Annotated in this window: 18 protein-coding genes; 11 read left to right on the top strand and 7 right to left on the bottom strand. The window is 67.1% G+C overall.

The window, feature by feature from the left end; genetic code table 11:
• Positions 1-4: 4 nt before the first annotated feature.
• Positions 5-2,182, bottom strand: a complete 2,178-nt coding sequence (locus tag ACZY08_RS14865) for an acyltransferase family protein (protein WP_463745885.1) — start codon at positions 2,180-2,182, stop codon at positions 5-7.
• Positions 2,183-2,273: 91 nt separating this feature from the next.
• Between ACZY08_RS14865 and ACZY08_RS14860 the strand changes: the two genes are divergently transcribed.
• The 4 genes from ACZY08_RS14860 (at position 2,274) to ACZY08_RS14845 (ending at position 5,985) form a co-directional block, all read left to right on the top strand.
• Complete coding sequence (locus ACZY08_RS14860; RefSeq protein WP_463745886.1) at positions 2,274-3,572, top strand: adenosylmethionine--8-amino-7-oxononanoate transaminase; 1,299 nt, start codon at positions 2,274-2,276, stop codon at positions 3,570-3,572.
• Positions 3,573-3,651: 79 nt separating this feature from the next.
• The gene (locus tag ACZY08_RS14855) at positions 3,652-4,800 is read left to right on the top strand and encodes an 8-amino-7-oxononanoate synthase (protein ID WP_463745887.1); all 1,149 of its coding nucleotides are present in this window, start codon (positions 3,652-3,654) and stop codon (positions 4,798-4,800) included.
• Entirely contained in the window at positions 4,797-5,474 is a 678-nt protein-coding gene (gene bioD / locus ACZY08_RS14850) for a dethiobiotin synthase (protein WP_463745888.1), read from the top strand. Before ACZY08_RS14855 ends, bioD begins: the two co-directional genes overlap by 4 nt.
• 1 nt (position 5,475) lies before the next feature.
• Positions 5,476-5,985: a 2'-5' RNA ligase family protein gene (locus ACZY08_RS14845; protein WP_463745889.1), complete on the top strand. Its 510-nt coding sequence runs from the start codon at positions 5,476-5,478 to the stop codon at positions 5,983-5,985.
• An 8-nt stretch (positions 5,986-5,993) separates the two neighbouring features.
• Here the strand turns inward: ACZY08_RS14845 and ACZY08_RS14840 are convergent, their stop codons facing one another.
• Positions 5,994-6,611 (bottom strand): TetR/AcrR family transcriptional regulator, encoded by a 618-nt coding sequence (locus ACZY08_RS14840; RefSeq protein ID WP_463745890.1) that lies wholly within the window; start codon positions 6,609-6,611, stop codon positions 5,994-5,996.
• Between the two features lie 94 nt (positions 6,612-6,705).
• Between ACZY08_RS14840 and bioB the strand changes: the two genes are divergently transcribed.
• The 3 genes from bioB to ACZY08_RS14825 are packed head-to-tail and all read left to right on the top strand — an operon-like array spanning position 6,706 to position 8,701.
• A complete protein-coding gene (gene bioB, locus ACZY08_RS14835; RefSeq protein WP_463745891.1) occupies positions 6,706-7,713 on the top strand; it encodes a biotin synthase BioB in 1,008 nt (335 codons plus the stop codon).
• A gap of 11 nt (positions 7,714-7,724) precedes the next feature.
• Positions 7,725-7,964 carry a biotin synthase auxiliary protein BsaP gene (bsaP, locus tag ACZY08_RS14830; RefSeq protein ID WP_064930455.1) on the top strand — a complete coding sequence of 80 codons (240 nt, stop codon included), beginning with the start codon at positions 7,725-7,727 and terminating at the stop codon, positions 7,962-7,964.
• Positions 7,961-8,701, top strand: coding sequence for a DUF2567 domain-containing protein (locus tag ACZY08_RS14825; RefSeq protein ID WP_463745892.1), 741 nt, complete (start codon positions 7,961-7,963; stop codon positions 8,699-8,701). The genes bsaP and ACZY08_RS14825 overlap by 4 nt, the downstream gene beginning before the upstream one ends.
• Here the strand turns inward: ACZY08_RS14825 and ACZY08_RS14820 are convergent.
• Genes ACZY08_RS14820 through ACZY08_RS14805 form a run of 4 tightly spaced genes read right to left on the bottom strand, consistent with a single transcriptional unit; the run spans position 8,682 to position 12,053 of the window.
• Positions 8,682-9,092: a VOC family protein gene (locus ACZY08_RS14820; RefSeq protein WP_463745893.1), complete on the bottom strand. Its 411-nt coding sequence runs from the start codon at positions 9,090-9,092 to the stop codon at positions 8,682-8,684. The two genes, ACZY08_RS14825 and ACZY08_RS14820, sit on opposite strands and share 20 nt — an antisense overlap.
• 48 nt (positions 9,093-9,140) lie before the next feature.
• Entirely contained in the window at positions 9,141-9,956 is an 816-nt protein-coding gene (locus ACZY08_RS14815; protein ID WP_463745894.1) for a DUF6597 domain-containing transcriptional factor, read from the bottom strand.
• A 30-nt stretch (positions 9,957-9,986) separates the two neighbouring features.
• On the bottom strand, positions 9,987-11,321 hold the full coding sequence (locus ACZY08_RS14810; RefSeq protein ID WP_463745993.1) for a lipase family protein: 1,335 nt from the start codon (positions 11,319-11,321) through the stop codon (positions 9,987-9,989).
• A 39-nt stretch (positions 11,322-11,360) separates the two neighbouring features.
• Complete coding sequence (locus ACZY08_RS14805) at positions 11,361-12,053, bottom strand: NUDIX hydrolase (RefSeq protein WP_463745895.1); 693 nt, start codon at positions 12,051-12,053, stop codon at positions 11,361-11,363.
• 46 nt (positions 12,054-12,099) lie between these two features.
• Between ACZY08_RS14805 and nadA the strand changes: the two genes are divergently transcribed.
• From nadA to nadC, 3 genes are read left to right on the top strand one after another with little or no spacing between them, the layout of a single operon-like run.
• Entirely contained in the window at positions 12,100-13,143 is a 1,044-nt protein-coding gene (nadA, locus tag ACZY08_RS14800) for a quinolinate synthase NadA (protein WP_463745896.1), read from the top strand.
• Positions 13,140-14,741: an L-aspartate oxidase gene (locus ACZY08_RS14795; protein WP_463745897.1), complete on the top strand. Its 1,602-nt coding sequence runs from the start codon at positions 13,140-13,142 to the stop codon at positions 14,739-14,741. The genes nadA and ACZY08_RS14795 overlap by 4 nt, the downstream gene beginning before the upstream one ends.
• Positions 14,741-15,598, top strand: a complete 858-nt coding sequence (gene nadC / locus ACZY08_RS14790) for a carboxylating nicotinate-nucleotide diphosphorylase (protein WP_463745898.1) — start codon at positions 14,741-14,743, stop codon at positions 15,596-15,598. Before ACZY08_RS14795 ends, nadC begins: the two co-directional genes overlap by 1 nt.
• Here nadC and ACZY08_RS14785 read toward each other — a convergent pair.
• Positions 15,595-16,416, bottom strand: coding sequence for a helix-turn-helix domain-containing protein (locus ACZY08_RS14785; RefSeq protein WP_463745899.1), 822 nt, complete (start codon positions 16,414-16,416; stop codon positions 15,595-15,597). The genes nadC and ACZY08_RS14785 overlap by 4 nt on opposite strands.
• 99 nt (positions 16,417-16,515) lie before the next feature.
• On the opposite strand from ACZY08_RS14785, the gene ACZY08_RS14780 reads away from it, so the two are divergent.
• Positions 16,516-16,926 (top strand): SRPBCC family protein, encoded by a 411-nt coding sequence (locus ACZY08_RS14780; protein WP_463745900.1) that lies wholly within the window; start codon positions 16,516-16,518, stop codon positions 16,924-16,926.
• The last annotated feature ends 20 nt before the right edge of the window (positions 16,927-16,946 follow it).

The following is a 16,946-nucleotide window of genomic DNA, read 5'->3' as shown; positions in this document are numbered from 1 at the left end:
GGTTTCACCACCAACCGGTAGCAACCGCCATCTGACGGCCGAGTTCACCTGTCATCGTGCGCATGTAGGTCGTGGAGAGATGGTGGGAATCGTGGTACAGCAACACATTTCCCTCCACCACGCGGCAATAGTCCTTACGGCACACTGCATCGCTCATGTCGAGTGGCTTGAGCAGTGGAAACCTCCCGACGAAATCCAGCGTGGGGTTGTGGTCGGAGAGTACCTTGGACCGGTCGATGCCGCAGGAGATGGCATCGCCACCATTGGCCAGGCAGTCGTACGGGAAGTACGGCTTACCGTTTCGCGTGAGCCACGGCGTATCGCGCATCGCGAGGATGGGAATGTTGTTCTCGGAGAGGGTTTCCCAGATGCCGATGTAGGTGCCGGGCATCACGTCGCCGGGCTTGATGTTCCACGGGCGGGTCGAGGTGGTGAAAACGAAGCTGGGGCGATCGGCGATGAGCTGGGACATCACCTTCTCGTTCCACTCACGGCATTTCGGGTACGGGCGGTTGTCGCCCATTACGAGTGGGTTCTCCTCCGTGGTCAGCGGACAACCCATCTTCAGGTAGGTGACCACCTTGAAGTTGTGGAGGCGACCCAGCAGATCCAGCGCGGTGATCCAGTGCTCGGCATGCGATCCGCCTGCCACCGCGACCGTCCGCGGCGAGTCCTTGTCACCGTAGGTGCAGTTGATCACGTCGGTGTTGCCGAAATCGCTGATGCAGCCGTCGGTCGTGGACGCGGGCAGATCGTCCTTGGCCTCCAAGACCGTCGGACGCATCGGCAGCTTGGGCACCCGGGCATGCTCGATGAGCGCGCGGGCTCCCGGGTAGTCGCGGGCCGACAGCCCGGACAGTTCCTTGCCGTTGGCGCGCTGCACGGTGACGTGCTCGCGCCAGGTGAACGAGGTGGCCGTCAACGCGACGCCGAGCAGTCCGACGATGGAGCCGAGAACGATGGTGGGCCGGCGCAACCGGACGCGGAGTGGGACGGCGGGCAGGGAGGCAGTCGGCGCGGTGTCCTTTGATTTCTGCGGGCGCAGCGGATCCTCGATGTAGCGGGTGGTGAGCCAGGCCAGGACACCCGAGACCAGAAGCACGATCGTGCCCTCGAGAAAGTTGGCGTGGGCGTGGCCCGAGTAGGACAGCCAGAAGATCAGCAGCGGCCAGTGCCACAGGTAGAGGGAGTAGGCCATCGAGCCCAGTGACACGAACGGTTTGGTCGCCAGCATCCGGTTGGGCGCGGGCAGCCGCTCGGCCGTATTCGGATCGTCCATCCGGTTGGCGGCGGTGAGGATGAAGATGACGGTGGCTCCGACCGGAACCAGCGCCCAGGGGCCGGGGAATTCCTTGACGCCGTCGATCAACCAACCGCACGACAGGATGGCGGCCAGTGACACCGTGGCCAGAATCGTGCGCAGCCACATCGGCCAGCGGACGGCCGGTACCAGTGCGCCGGCGAGTGCGCCCGCCAGCAGCTCCCAGCCGCGCGCGAAGCTGTTGTAATAGGCCGTGGCCTGATCGTTGTTGTGCGCGATGATCGCGTACACGAACGATGCGATGGTCAGCGCGCCCAGTAACACGATGAACGCGGTCCGCAGGTGCCGGCCGAACATCCGGCGGCCCAGGAAAGCGAACCCGAAGACCAACGCCAGGAACGCCACATAGAACTGCCCCTGAACCGACATCGACCAGATGTGCTGCAGCGGACTGACCGCCTCACCGGCGCGAAGGTAATCGGCGGCGGTGTTGGCCAATTCCCAGTTCTGGTAGTAGCCCAGGCTTGCCAGGCTTTGGTCAGCAAACGCTTCCCATCGCGTCTCGGGCTGCACCAGGATGGTCAGTACCGCGCCTGCGGCAAGCACCACGACCAGGGCGGGCAACAACCGTCGCACCAGTCGGACCACTTCGGGCAGGACCAACAGCGGCGCCTCCGGGTTGAGGGCGATGCGCAGCATCTTGCCGCCGAAAAAGAATCCGGACAGTGCCAGGAAAACGTCGACACCACCGGAAACCCGGCCGAACCAGATGTGGAACATCGCGACCAGGGCGATGGCGATACCACGCAGTCCGTCCAGATCATGGCGGTAGAAGCCCGATTTTCGGGTGCCCATGACGGCGTGCGGAACGGAACCGGATTCGGTGCCGGGCTCCGTCCGGGGGGCGTCAAGGGTTTTCATGGTCGAGGCCAATTTACCTAACATCGGCCTGCCGCTCACATTTCGGATGCGTGCGTCACACCCTGTGAGCAAAGAGCTAGGCTGCCCGACTGTGGCTGAGCTGACCCCGGCGCAGATCAGCGCCATTGACGCGGCCCACATCTGGCACCCCTACAGCGCCATGGACGCGGACGCATTGCCGCCCGTGGTTGCGGTCGGGGCCAAGGGCGCGTGGCTGACTGTGATCGACCCTACCGACGGCGCACCGATCGAGGTTCTCGATGCGATGGCGTCCTGGTGGACGGCCGTGCACGGACACGGACATCCGGTGTTGGACCGTGCGATCAACAACCAGCTCGCCACCATGAACCACGTCATGTTCGGCGGCCTGACACATGAGCCGGCTGCACGGCTGGCCCAGCTGCTGGTCGAGCTGACCCCCGCGCCCCTGGAGACCGTGTTCTTCAGCGATTCCGGGTCGGTGTCGGTCGAGGTGGCCGTCAAGATGGCGCTCCAGTACTGGCGCAGCCTGGGCCGGGGCTCGAAACACCGCCTGATGACCTGGCGCGGCGGCTATCACGGCGACACGTTCACCCCGATGAGCGTGTGCGATCCCGACGGCGGCATGCACTCCCTCTGGACTGACGTCCTGGTGTCTCAAATTTTCGCGCCGCCGGTACCCGCCGACTACCAGCTGTCCTACATCGAGGCGTTCGAGCGGCAGCTGGCCGAGCACGCCGATGAGCTCGCCGCCGTGATCGTCGAACCCGTCGTGCAGGGTGCCGGAGGAATGCGTTTTCATGACCCGCGCTACCTCGCGGACCTGCGCGCGATCTGCGATCGCCACGATGTGCTGCTGATCTTCGACGAGATCGCCACCGGATTCGGCCGCACCGGAAAGCTGTTCGCTGCCGAACACGCCGGCGTCAGCCCGGACATCATGTGCGTCGGCAAGGCGATGACCGGCGGTTACATCACCTTGGCCGCGACGCTGTGTACCCGCGAGGTCGCGCGGACGATCAGTGCAGGGGAGCCCGGCGCGCTCATGCACGGGCCGACGTTCATGGCCAACGCGCTGGCTTGCGCGGTCGGGGTAGCCGCGGTGGAACTGCTGGTCAGCGGTGATTGGTCGGCCCGGGTGTCCGAGATCGAGGTGGGCCTGCGGAAGGGGCTGGAGCCGGCCCGCGGATTGCCCGGTGTCGCCGATGTCCGGGTGCTCGGCGCCATCGGCGTGATCGAGATGAGTGAGCCGGTAGACATGCGGGTGGCGACGCTCGCGGCGCTGCGTCACGGGCTCTGGCTACGCCCCTTCGGCAAGCTGATCTATGCCATGCCACCGTTCATCTGCACCCCTGCGGAGGTGGAACAGATCACCGCGGGCATGGTCGGCGTGGCTCGTGCACTAACCTGAACGGTGTTCAATTGTCGGCCCGGCCGACGTGTTCAATTGTCGGCCCGGCCGACGTGTTCAATTGCCGCGAGGAGCAACCGTGACGCGCACCGATCTATCACCGCTGGCCTGGCTGGCCGATGTGGAAGCACAGCGCCGGCAGGCGGGGCTTCGTCGTGAGCTGCGTACCCGCCCGGCTGTGGCAACGGAACTGGATCTGGCCTCCAACGACTATCTCGGGCTGTCTCAACATCCCGAGGTGCTCGACGGGGGCATCGAAGCGTTGCGCACCTGGGGAGCCGGCGCCGGCGGATCGCGGCTGGTCACCGGAAACACCGAGTTGCACGAAGAGTTCGAGACCGCGCTGGCGACGTTCGTCGGTGCCGAGTCGGCATTGGTCTTCTCGTCGGGCTACACAGCGAACCTGGGCGCCGTTGTCGCGTTGTCCGGTCCGGGTTCGCTGCTGGTGTCCGACGCTCTGACCCACGCCTCTCTGGTTGATGCGTGTCGGCTGTCCCGTGCCCGGGTCAATGTCACTCCGCACCGTGACGTCGAAGCGGTGGAGGCCGTGCTCTCTGCACGTACCGAGAAACGTGCGGTGGTGCTGACCGAATCGGTGTTCAGCACAGACGGGGTGCTGGCGCCGCTGCGCGAGTTGCACGGGGTGTGCCGCCGCCACGGAGCACTGCTGCTGGTCGATGAGGCGCACGGGCTCGGCGTGCGCGGGCCGGGTGGGCAGGGTCTGCTGTACGAGGTCGGGCTGGCCGGGGCGCCGGACGTGGTGATGACGACGACGCTGTCGAAAGCGCTGGGCAGCCAGGGCGGAGTGGTGCTCGGCCCGGAGGCGGTGCGCGCGCACCTGATCGATGCGGCACGCCCGTTCATCTTCGACACCGGACTGGCGCCGGCGGCCGTCGGTGCGGCCTTGGCTGCGCTGCGGGTACTGATCGCCGAGCCCCGGCGGGCGCAGGCCGTGCTGGACCACGCCGCCGAGCTGGCCCGGATTTCCGGTGGCACCGCGGTGCCCGATTCTGCGGTGGTCTCGGTGATCCTCGGCGAGCCGGAGGTCGCGGTGGCTGCGGCCGCCGCCTGCCTGGAGCGCGGCGTCCGGGTGGGATGTTTCCGTCCGCCGACGGTTCCCGAGGGAACCTCGCGGCTGCGTCTGACCGCCAGAGCCTCGCTGACCGCCGACGAGATGAGCTTGGCCCGTCAGGTGCTGACCGAAGTCCTGTCCGGGGCCCGGTTGTGAGCACGCTGGTCGTCACCGGAACCGACACCGGCGTCGGAAAGACGGTGACGACCGCCGCGTTGGCTTGCGCGGCCCGGCTGGCCGGGATCGAGGTCGCGGTGTGCAAGCCGGTACAGACCGGCACTGCCGACGGTGACAACGACCTCGCTGAGGTGAACCGGCTGTCCGGCGTGGCGAACTTGCATGGGGGATGGCGCTATCCGGAGCCGCTGGCGCCGGCGGCGGCCGCGCAGCGTGCCGGACTTCCGTTGCCGACGCGTGCCGAGCTGGTGGGGGCGGTGCGTGACGCCGAGGTTGCCGACGGGCTGACTCTGGTCGAGGGCGCCGGTGGCCTTCTGGTCGAGTTGGGCGCCGACGGTGTCACGCTGCGTGACGTGGCCTCCGAGCTCTCCGCTGCCGTCCTGGTGGTTGTGTCCGCGGGGTTGGGAACGCTCAACCACACCGCATTGACGTTGGAATCACTTGCTGGGCAGGGCATTACCTGCGCCGGTCTGGTCATCGGCGCGTGGCCCGAGAACCCCGGCGTGGCGGAGTCGGGCAACCGAGAATCGCTGGCGCAACTGGCGCCGCTGCGCGCGGTGCTGCCGGCGGGGGCAGGAACCGCCAGTGTGGCCGAGTTCGAGAAGATATGCGCCGAGGCGTTCGACCCGGACTGGCTGATCGGTCTGACCTGACGTGGTGCACTCCGTGGAGCTGGTGTTCGACCCCGATACCGAAGCCGTGGTCCGCGGCATCTGGGACACGTTGCGCAACAAGGATATTCCAAGCCAGGCGCCGGCCAGCCGGCCCCACGCGACGCTGACTGTCGCACAGCACATCGATACCGGGGCCGATGCCGTGCTCACCGAACTCGTCGACCGGTTCCCGCTGCCGTGCCGCCTCGGCGCGACGCTGATCTTCGGGCACTCGGCCGGAGTATTGGCGCGACTGCTGGTCCCGACGGATGAGCTGCTCGAAATCCAGGCCGAGGCGTATCGGCGGTGCCTGCCGTTCATGGACCCGGCTCCGATGCCGCACACCGAACCGGGGAACTGGACCCCACACGTCACACTGGCCCGGCGGATCGCGCCGGCAAGTCTGTCCACGGCCGTGCGGATCGCCGGACGGCCCGCAGAGATCGTCGGCCAGGTCACCGGACTACGGCACTGGGATGGCGACGAACGCGTCGAATACGCGATTGGCTGACGGGACGGTCAGCTCCGGCCGCGCTGCAGGATGTCGGGTCCGGCGCTGAGCGTGCTCGTACCGCGCACCGCCAATCCGTCGACCAGCAACTGCAGGCCGAACGCGAACTGCCGTGACGTGTCGCGGTGAATCACCGACTGATCGTCGACCAGTGCTCCGGCGGCGTCCCACTGCAGCCGGGACTGCTCGTCGGCCGTGAAGCCCAGCACGTAATAGAGCACCGTCCTCGCGGCCAACTCGTCGTCGGGTGACATCACGCCGGCACGCTGGGCGGCCTCGGCAAGCTGTGTGACGATTCCACCGACGATCTGGGATTGCCCGGCCGCGAAGCTGGACGACACCAACTCGGCTCCGTCGGTGTGTGACAGCAGCGCGTCACGTAACGCCACACAGATCTGGTGGATCCGGCTCGGCCACGCTGTGGTGTTGTCCTCGACGCCGACGGGCTGCAGGATGCGGTCGGCGACCGCGCCGAGCAGTTCCTGTTTGTTGGCGAAATGCCAGTACAAAGCACCCGGGCTGACGTTGAGCTCACGGGCCAGGCGCCGCATCGTCAGATCGGCGATGCCGTAATTGTCGAGGATGGCCGTCGCCGCATCCACCACGTCGGGTTTGTGGAGTTGCACACCGTTACCCTAGCCTGAACGGTGTTCAAGTGTCGGCCCGCCGACGTGTTCAAGTGTCGGCCCGCCGACCACATGATCCACAGGAGGACATTTCGTGACGCAGGCAGCCGTGGACGTATTGGGCGTAGCTCGCGAGCAGGTTCTGGAGCGTGGCGTCGGCCTCGACAAAGACCAGACCCTGCAGGTGCTGCAGCTCCCCGACGACCAACTCGAAGAGCTGCTCGCCCTGGCCCATGAGGTCCGGATGAAGTGGTGTGGCCCCGAGGTCGAGGTCGAGGGCATCATCAGCCTCAAGACCGGCGGCTGCCCGGAGGACTGCCACTTCTGTTCGCAGTCGGGTCTGTTCGCCTCACCGGTGCGCAGCGCCTGGCTCGACATCCCCAGCCTGGTCGAGGCGGCCAAGCAGACGGCCAAAACCGGTGCCACCGAGTTCTGCATCGTTGCCGCTGTGCGCGGTCCCGACGAGCGGCTGCTGGCCCAGGTGGCCGCAGGTATCGAGGCGATCCGCAACGAGGTCGACATCCAGATCGCGTGCTCGCTGGGCATGCTGACCCAGGAGCAGGTGGACCGCCTCAAGGACATGGGCGTGCACCGCTACAACCACAACCTGGAGACCGCGCAGTCGTATTTCCCCAACGTCGTCACCACCCACTCGTGGGAGGAGCGCTGGGGCACGCTGGAGATGGTGCGCGAGGCCGGCATGGAGGTCTGCTGCGGCGGCATCCTCGGCATGGGAGAAACGCTCGAACAGCGTGCCGAGTTCGCCGCCAACCTGGCCGAGCTGAACCCGCACGAGGTGCCGCTGAACTTCCTCAACCCGCGCCCGGGCACGCCCTTCGGCGATCTGGAGGTGCTGCCGGCGTCGGAGGCGCTCAAGGCCGTCGCCGCGTTCCGCCTGGCTCTGCCGCGCACCATGCTGCGTTTCGCCGGTGGCCGTGAGATCACCCTCGGTGACCTCGGCGCCAAGCAGGGCATCCTGGGCGGCATCAATGCCGTCATCGTCGGCAACTACCTGACCACGTTGGGCCGCCCGGCCGAGTCGGACCTGGAACTGCTCGACGATCTGCAGATGCCCATCAAGGCGCTGAACGCCAGCCTGTAGAACTGGTGGTGATGGTTCAAGACTTGCCCGCGCCCGTCGGCGCCGGCCTATACAACGTCTACACCGGGGTCCAGGCGGACGCGGCGGACGGGAACGTCGTCCCCACCGCCGCCCAGCTCGGCCTTGAACCGCCCCGGTTCTGTGCCGAGTGCGGTCGCCGGATGATCGTCCAGGTGCGGCCGACTGGGTGGTGGGCCAAGTGTTCGCGGCATGGGCAGGTTGATTCGATGGACCTGGATACGCGGCGATGAGCCTCTCGGGCGAAGAGCAGAAGGCACCGATGAGCCTCTCGGGCGAAGAGCAGAAGGCACCGATGAGCCTCTCGGGCGAAGAGCGGGTTGCCCCGGCCGGTCCGGTTCCCGCTAATTTCCCTGGCGCACCCCGTGTTTCGCGGGGACGGGCAGTGCTAATCGTGATGGTCGCCCTCGCGGTGGCGGGTGTGGTGCTCGGCGCGCTGTGGGCTTGGCTGGCCCCAGGTGTGCACGGGGTGGTCGCGTTGACCCGCAGCGGTGAGCGGGTGCACGCCTATCTCGGCAGCGAATCCGACCATTTCTTCACGTCGGCATTCATGTTCGTCGGCATGCTCGTCGTGCTGGCAGTCGTGGCCGCGGTGGCGCTGTGGCAGTGGGCCCCGCATCGCGGGCCGGTTCTGGTCGCTGCATTGGGCGCCGGTTGTGCGTTGGCCACCGGGGCCGCTGCCGGCGTCGGTGTGGCGCTGGCTCACGTGCGGTTCGGCTCGCTCGACATCGCGGGTGCGCCAGTCACCCCCGAACACCGGGTCCACTATGTGGTGGAGGCGGCGTCGGTTTTCTTCGGGCACACGCCGCTGCAGATTGCGGGCACGATCCTGTTCCCGGCGGCCGCGGCGGCCATGGTCTACGCGCTGATCGCGGTCTCGACGGTGCGCGACGATCTGGGCGCTTGGCCTCCGGTACAGACGCCGACCTATCCGGTGATCCCGCCGGTGGTCAGTCCGCCGGGCGCCTGACGGCTGCTGGTTCGAAAAGCTCGACGGGATTGCCGTCGGGGTCGTCGACCTGGATCTGGCGTCCGCCGGGGCCCGTCTCGACTAAGTTGCGAAACGCGACGTCGGCGCCGCGCAACTCGGTGACGGCAGCGTCGAGGTCATCGACCTCGAGCACGAATCGGTTGAAGCCCCCAGAGATCTGTGGAGTCCCGTCAGGCAGTTGACGTGCGCCCGAGCTGCCCGGCCCGCTCAAGAACAGGGTGAGATTGCCGTTGACCACGGACGCGAAGGCCGGTCCTCCGCGGAGGGCGACATCAAACCCTAGGTGCTCGGTGTAGAAGGCGATCGCGCGCTCGACGTCGGTGACCTGGTAGCGGACCGCCCCGGTGCGGTAAGTGATGTGTCCAGACATGACCGCAGTCTGCCGAACTTCGCGGCCGATGTATTGAACGAAATTGACCTACGGCCTGAGCGCGATGTGGTCGTCCTTCGCCACATATCGACTTTGGCGTAGTTGCTCCCCGGGAGTCATTCCGGAGAATTCCTGGAACTCGCGGATCATGTGGGGCTGGTCGGCGTATCCGTGGTCGATGGCGAAGATAGGCCAGTCCGGCGGGGACACCGCTGATGAGATGGCGTCGTGTGCGCGCCGGAACCGTTGCAGGCGGGCGAACCGCTTGGGCGGCATGCCGACCTGGGTGGTGAACAGCTGGATCAGCCGGCGGTGGCTGAAGCCCACTTCGCGCGCGAGCGTTGCGATCGAGGGCTGGCGGCTGTGGCTGAGCGCGTTGACGGCGAAGGCCACTTCACGTGTCAGTGCGCCGCCACCGCGTAATCGGGTGAGCAATGCCCGTTCGAGCACGGCAAAACGTTGTGTGACCGACTTGTTCTCGCAGATCTCGGCGCGGAGGTCGCGGGCTGCGCTGTTCCACAACGCGTCGAGATCGACATGCGACCCGAGCAGTTCGTGCGATGCGACTCCGAGGGCTGTACGGACACCGCCGGTCCTGAAATGCACCCCCACCATGGCGGTGTGTTCGCGTGGGTCGATATCGAACGGCCTGGTGTAAGGACCTGAGACCACGGTTCCCGAAAGGCGTTGTGATACTTGATGGTTCGTGATGGCGATGACGTCAGTACCGAGATTGATGACCAATTCGGCCGTCCCGGTGGGCAAGATCCGTTCGGCCGAGTACGTCGGTCCGTCCGCAATGCACCACAGGTGGTCGACGCTGTCGCGCAAGGCCACCGTCGGGGGCTGACGGATGTAACGCATCTACCCCCATTCTGCCAGCCTTTCGGCAGATCAGAGCGGGCGTCGCTGAACCGTCCGGCCCAGGGCGACCTTGGTGGCTATTCCGGCCAATCGGGCCATACCCATGTAGGTGATCGGGTTGAGCAGCGCCGGCCACTTGGACCGCACGATGTTGGCGGTCAACGGGCGGTCGGCAAACCGGTCGGTCAGCCAACGCAGCGCCATCGGTGCCGAGAACGGGTGCAGCAGAAGGTGTTCGCTGAACATGTCGCGGTGGTAGGTCACGTCGGCGCCGCCGGCCAGATAGGTGTCGGCGAGTTCGTCGATGTCGTCGACCGAGATGATCTCGTCGTGCACCGCTTGCACGATCAGAACCGGCGGGACGGGCACGGCCACGCCGAGTTTGGTGTCCTGGAACACCTCGGTGACCTCGGGCCCGTCGAGGATCTCTTCCAGAGGCAGGTCGACCAGGTCGGCCATATCGGTGCGGAACATCCGCACGATGGCCTCCACGGTGGTCATCCGGTGCAGCCGATCGAGGACTTTGCGTCCCTCGGTGGTGGCGTGTTCGGCGATGACGCGGTTGAGGTTGGGGTAGATGTCGGCGAGGGCGGCCACCACGAGTGCCGGGAGCCCGGAGAACACGGTGCCGTTGAGTCGGCGGAAGGTGTTTCCGAGGTTGCCGACGGGGGAGCCGAGGACGGCGCCGACGATGTTGAGTTCAGGGGCATAGCTGCCGGCCAACTCGGCGGCCCAGGCGCTGGCCAGACCGCCGCCGGAGTATCCCCACAGACCGATGCGCGTCGATGGTGACAACGACAGCTGTTCGGTGTTGATCGCTGCCCGCAGTCCGTCGAGTACTCGATAGCCGGGCTCGTAGGGCGCGCCCCACATGCCGTTGACGCCCTCGTGGTCGGGCACCGAGACCGCCCAGCCCTCGGCCAGGGCGGCCGAGATCAGCAGAAATTCGAGTTGGGCCAGGGAACCGGTGGCCTTGGCGTGGTGGCGCAGCGCGTAGGACGGGAAGCACCGGGCCGAGATGGCGTCGATCGCGCACTGGTAGGACACCACCGGGCAGTCCGGGGCGGCGTCGACCGGGACTATGACGGTGGTGGCGGCGGCTTCGGGGATGCCGTTGCGGTCGGTGGAGCGGTACAGCAGCTGTGTTGCCTGCAGGCGCTGCGGGATCAGGCCCAGAAAGGCCAGCTCGACGTCGCGGCTGCGCAGGACGGTGCCTGGTACGGCGTGCTGGAACCCCGCCGGCGGGTCGTAGAACGGATCCTTGTGGGGGAGCAGGGGGCGAGCGGTCGGGTCGAGATCCTCGTGAGGTGCTCGACCGATCCATTCGGCTCTGGTGGCGGTGGCCGCGCTGCCCAAGTCCATCAGGGCATTGTTACTTAAGGAGGGTCTAAGAAGCCAGCCGACTCACCCAGGCGGGCGCAGTGCGGCGAATTCGTCGGTGACGCGGTACCGGGATTCGGTGAAGCGGTAGAGCGCTGCGGGGCGTCCGCCGCTGCGGCCCGATCGAGCGGTGGTGCCCGTGCGGGTGATGACATTGCGGCGTTCTAGGACTCGCTGCAGGTTAGTCGCGTCGACCTGATAGTCGAGCGCGGCGCTGTAGATGTCCCGCAGCGTGGACAGGGCGAATTCTTTTGGTGCCAAAGCGAATCCGATGTTGGTATACGACATCTTGGCCACGAGCCGGTTGCGCGCGTGCTCGACCATCGGCGCGTGGTCGAAGGCCATCGGGGGCAGGTCGCTGACCGGATGCCACCGGGTGTCCGGCGGTAGGGCTGGGGTCGAGGGGGAGGGCATCAGGCCCAGGAATGTGGATGCGATGGTGCGCACGCCAGGAACCCGATGTGGATCGGAGAACACGGCCAGTTGTTCGAGGTGGGCAAGTTCACGCAGGTCGACCTTCTCTGCCAGCTGACGCCGAACCGAGCTGATCAGGTCCTCGTCGTCCTCCAGTTGACCGCCCGGCAGCGACCATTTGCCCCGCTCCGGGTCCAGTGCCCGCTGCCATAACAGCACGTTGAGGGCGGGTTGCCGGGTGTCGAGACCGCGAACCTGGAACACAGCGGCGAGTACTTCGTGCGCGGTGTTACGATGTGGCATGTTTTCGATTATAAGTCGAAAACCTGACGTAGTGGAGGAGGTCGGCGTGACCGCTCTCAATGACACCCTCTCGGGGGGCTTGGCAGAACAGATCGTCGATGGTCCCGGTGGCTATTCCGGCGTTGACGGCGACGAGCAATGGGCCGCTGAGATCCGCCGGTTGGCCGACCTGCGCGGCGCGACGCTGCTGGCGCACAACTACCAGCTGCCGGCCATCCAGGACGTCGCCGACCACGTCGGCGATTCCCTGGCGCTCTCGCGCATCGCCGCCGAGGCCCCCGAAGACACCATCGTGTTCTGTGGTGTCCACTTCATGGCCGAGACGGCCAAGATCCTCAGCCCTGACAAGACGGTGCTGATCCCGGACCAGCGGGCTGGTTGCTCACTGGCCGATTCGATCACCGCCGACGAACTGCAGGAGTGGAAGGACGAGCACCCGGGCGCGGTCGTCGTGTCCTACGTCAACACCACCGCAGCGGTGAAGGCGCTGACAGACATCTGCTGCACGTCGTCGAATGCCGTCGAGGTCGTGGCGTCCATCCCCGAGGACCGTGAGGTGCTGTTCTGCCCGGATCAGTTCCTGGGAGCGCACGTGCGTCGCGTCACCGGCCGCAAGAACCTGCATGTCTGGGCCGGCGAATGCCACGTGCACGCCGGGATCAACGGCGACGAGTTGGCGGCCCAGGCGCGGTCACACCCCGACGCCGAACTCTTCGTGCACCCCGAATGCGGTTGTGCCACCTCGGCGCTCTACCTGGCGGGTGAGGGCGCGGTTCCCGAGGATCGGGTGAAGATCCTGTCCACCGGTGGCATGCTCGACGCGGCGCGGCAGACCCGGGCGAAGCAGGTTCTCGTCGCCACCGAGGTCGGCATGCTGCACCAGTTGCGCCGGGCCGCACCGGAAGTCGACTTCCTGGCCGTCAACGACCGGGCTTCGTGCAGCTACATGAAGATGATCACTCCGGCCGCGCTGCTGCGCTGCCTGATCGAGGGTGCCGACGAGGTGCATGTCGATCCTGAAACCGCCCGGCTGGGTCGTGCCAGCGTGCAGCGGATGATAGCGATTGGTCAGCCCGGCGGCGGCGAATGACTCCGACGGGCAGCGCCCGGGGACCGAGCCGCTTCGCCTGCGGCAGTTCGACGCTGTGGCAGCAGCGTGCTGACGTCGTTGTGGTCGGCACCGGTGTCGCCGGACTGGTGGCGGCCTTGGCGGCGCATCGCCGTGGCCGCCGGGTGGTGGTTTTGAGCAAGGCCCGTGAGACGGCGACTTTTCATGCCCAGGGCGGGATCGCCGTGGTTCTGCCGCACACCGACGACTCGGTCGAGGCCCATGTCGCGGACACCGTTGCCGCCGGTGGTGGCCTGTGCGATCCGGACGCCGTGCGCTCGATCGTCGCGGCGGGGTACGGCGCGGTAGCCGATCTGGTGACCGACGGCGCCCAGTTCGACGAGACCGCTCCCGGGCGCTGGGCATTGACGCGAGAGGGCGGGCACACCCGACGCCGGATCATTCACGCCGGCGGCGACGCGACCGGGGCCGAGGTGCAGCGGGCGCTCGATTCGGCGGCGGCCGAACTCGACATCCGACGTGACCATGTGGCGTACGAGGTCCTGCGCGACGACAGTGGCGTGACCGGAGTGCTGGTCCACAACGAGGACGGCCTGGGCATCGTGCACGCACCGTCGGTCATCCTGGCCACCGGCGGCCTCGGTCACGTGTACCAGGCGACCACGAACCCCAGTGGCTCGACCGGCGACGGCATCGCACTGGCTTTGTGGGCCGGCGTTGCGGTCCGCGACATCGAGTTCGTCCAGTTCCACCCGACGATGCTGTACGCCGCGAACAGTGGTGGCCGGCGGCCGCTCATCACCGAAGCGCTTCGCGGTGAAGGCGCCATACTCATTGATTCGCACGGTAATTCAGTCACCGACGGGGTGCACCCGATGGGGGACCTGGCCCCGCGCGACGTTGTTGCCGCGGCCGTCAACGCCCGGCTGAGCGTCACCGGTGACCCGTGCGTGTACCTGGACGCCCGGGGTGTGGCCCAGTTCGCCAATCGGTTTCCTACGGTGGCGGCGGCTTGCGCGGCAGCCGGCGTCGACCCGACCCGCCAACCCATCCCGGTCGTGCCCGGTGCGCATTACAGCTGTGGCGGCGTGGTGACCGACGTGCACGGACGTACCGAACTGCCGGGTCTTTTCGCCGCGGGCGAAGTAGCCCGAACGGGGATGCACGGGGCCAATCGGTTGGCCTCCAACAGCCTTCTGGAAGGGCTGGTCGTCGGCGGCCGGGCCGGCCGGGCGGCTGCCGAGCACGCGAGTACCGCGGGCTCGGTGCGGGCGCAGGCACCGCTGGACCGCCGCCATGATTTTGTTGACCGAGATGTCCTGCAGCGCAACATGTCCGAGTGTGCCTCGGTGGTGCGCGACGCCGAGGGGCTGCGCCGTCTCGACGGAATCCTGTCCGACGCGGGATCCGTACAGCCCGCCACTCGCCACAGCTTCGAGGATGCGGCCCTCACCGCAACCGCACAGGCGATTGCCGTCTCAGCCCTGGCCCGCACCGAGAGCCGGGGTTGCCACCATCGTGGCGATCATCCCGAAACCGATCCCGCTCAGGAGCATTCTGTGACGATTCGTGCCGTAGCCGGCCGTCCTGCCCTCGACGCCCCAACGGCGGTGTGCTGATGGCACTTTCGGATTCCGAGTTGGCTGAGGCCCAGGCCACGATCGCGCGGGCACTCGAAGAGGACTTGCGCTACGGCCCCGATGTCACGACCCTTGCCACCGTGGCCGCCGATGCGATGACCACAGCGTCGGTGGTGAACCGAGAGCCGGGCGTGGCCGCGGGTGTCGACATCGCCCTGCTGGTCCTCGACGAGGTACTCGGTGCCGACGGCTACCGGGTGATCGACCGCGTCGAGGACGGTGTCCGGTTGGACGCCCGTTCGGCGATCCTGACCGTCGAGGCGCCGACCCGGGGTCTGCTGACCGCCGAGCGCACCATGCTGAACCTGATGTGTCACCTGTCAGGAATCGCCACCGCGACCGCGGCCTGGGTCGACGCGGTGGCCGGCACCCACGCCAAGATCCGCGATACGCGCAAGACGCTGCCGGGTATGCGGGCACTGCAGAAGTACGCGGTGCGCGTCGGCGGCGGCGTCAACCACCGAATGGGACTCGGCGACGCGGCACTGATCAAGGACAACCACGTCGCCGCGGCAGGGTCGGTCCTGGCTGCGCTCAAGGCCGTCCGGGCCGAGGCTCCGGACCTGCCGTGCGAGGTCGAAGTGGATTCCCTCGAGCAACTCGACGACGTGCTCGCCGCCGACGTGGAGCTGGTGCTCCTCGATAATTTCCCGGTCTGGCAGACCCAGATCGCGGTTCAGCGCCGGGACACGCGCTCGCCCAAGACACTGCTGGAATCTTCGGGAGGCCTGTCCCTGGACAGCGCTGCCGAGTACGCGGGCACCGGGGTCGACTACCTGGCGATCGGCGCTCTCACCCATTCGGTGCGGGTGCTCGACATCGGTCTCGACACCTAACGAGGGGACACCGGGCGCAATTCGCGCCGAACCGCGGTCGGCGTGTAGCCGGTGTGCTGGCGCACTGTCCGGCACAAATGCGCCTGATCGGCGAAGCCCAGCCCGGCGGCGACGTCGGCCATTGTGGACTCACCGCGTTGCAGCAAGTCGAGGGCCTTTCCGACCCGCACCCGGTTGCGATACCGCGTCACCGAGATTCCGAGTTCATTGCTGAACGATCGGCTCAGCCGGTACGCGGAGACCCCGAGAGCACCGGCAAGGGAGAACAGTCCCGCGGCTGTGTCATCGTCCTGCCTGATGGCGTCGCGCGCCTGAGCCACCATCCGACGGTCGGCGGGCCGACCCGGCGCATCGGCGGCCGGCACCGGTCGTTGCGCGGCGGCGCGCAGCGCTGTGCCCACGAGTTGCACCAGGTTCTCGGCAAGTTCGTAATCGGGATCGTGTTGATGGCTGGCCAGCAACCGTCGATGCGTCAATTCCAGCCGGGCGTCCACATACACCGCAGCGGGCCCCGCCCGTCCCGGATCGCCGGCGAGCTGCCACCAGTTCTGGGCGTTGAGCTGTACTGACGTGCACGCGTCGCCCCCGTGCGGATGTGCGAACTGCTCGCTTTCACCGGGCTCGCCGAGGTAGCCCAGCGTTGCATCGTGCTCCACCGGATCGCCGGATCCGCGGCGGCGAAAGCCTCCGGAACGCACCAGCACGAACCGTCCGTCGACGGGGCACTCGGGCTCGGACCAGTCAGCACCACCGCCGGTGCAGTTCCACGTCGCGACGCTGAAATCAGGTCGCGCGATCAGGGTCTCGGCGGTCAACACCTCTTGCACGGTAGCCGTCGGGACCGACAGTCCGGGCCGACGCCGACAGCGCGCAAGAATGTTCAAGACACGAGGTCAGCGCCCGGCCAGACTGGTGCCATGGCATGGATCAACCTTGAATTCGATGTTGAAGCGGACAGTTCCCTCGTGTGGCAGGTGATCGGTGATTGGGCGGACGGACCGGTGCGGATGGCGCCGGGCTTCGTGACATCCTCCGAGGCCGACGGCGATATTCGGATCGTGACGTTCGCCGATGGCTTCGTCGCCCGTGAGCGCCTGGTCAGCCGCGACGATCAGGCCAGCCGAATCGCATATTCACTGATCGGCGACACCGCACCACCGGAGCACGACAACGCCGTGATGATGGTGGTGGCAGAAGGGCCACAGCGCTGCCGTTTCCTCTGGTCCCGCGATGTACTGCCACACGAAGCCGCCGGTCCCTTACGGGTTGCGATGGAGCAAGCAGCGCCGATCATCAAGGGCGCGTTGGAGGGCTTGACGGGTAGCTAGGCAGTCGCGAAGTGGGGTCC

The organism is Mycobacterium sp. IDUB_9 (assembly GCF_055419505.1).
The sequence above is the reverse complement of the archived record's forward strand: the minus strand, read 5'-3'. Positions and strand labels throughout refer to the sequence as shown.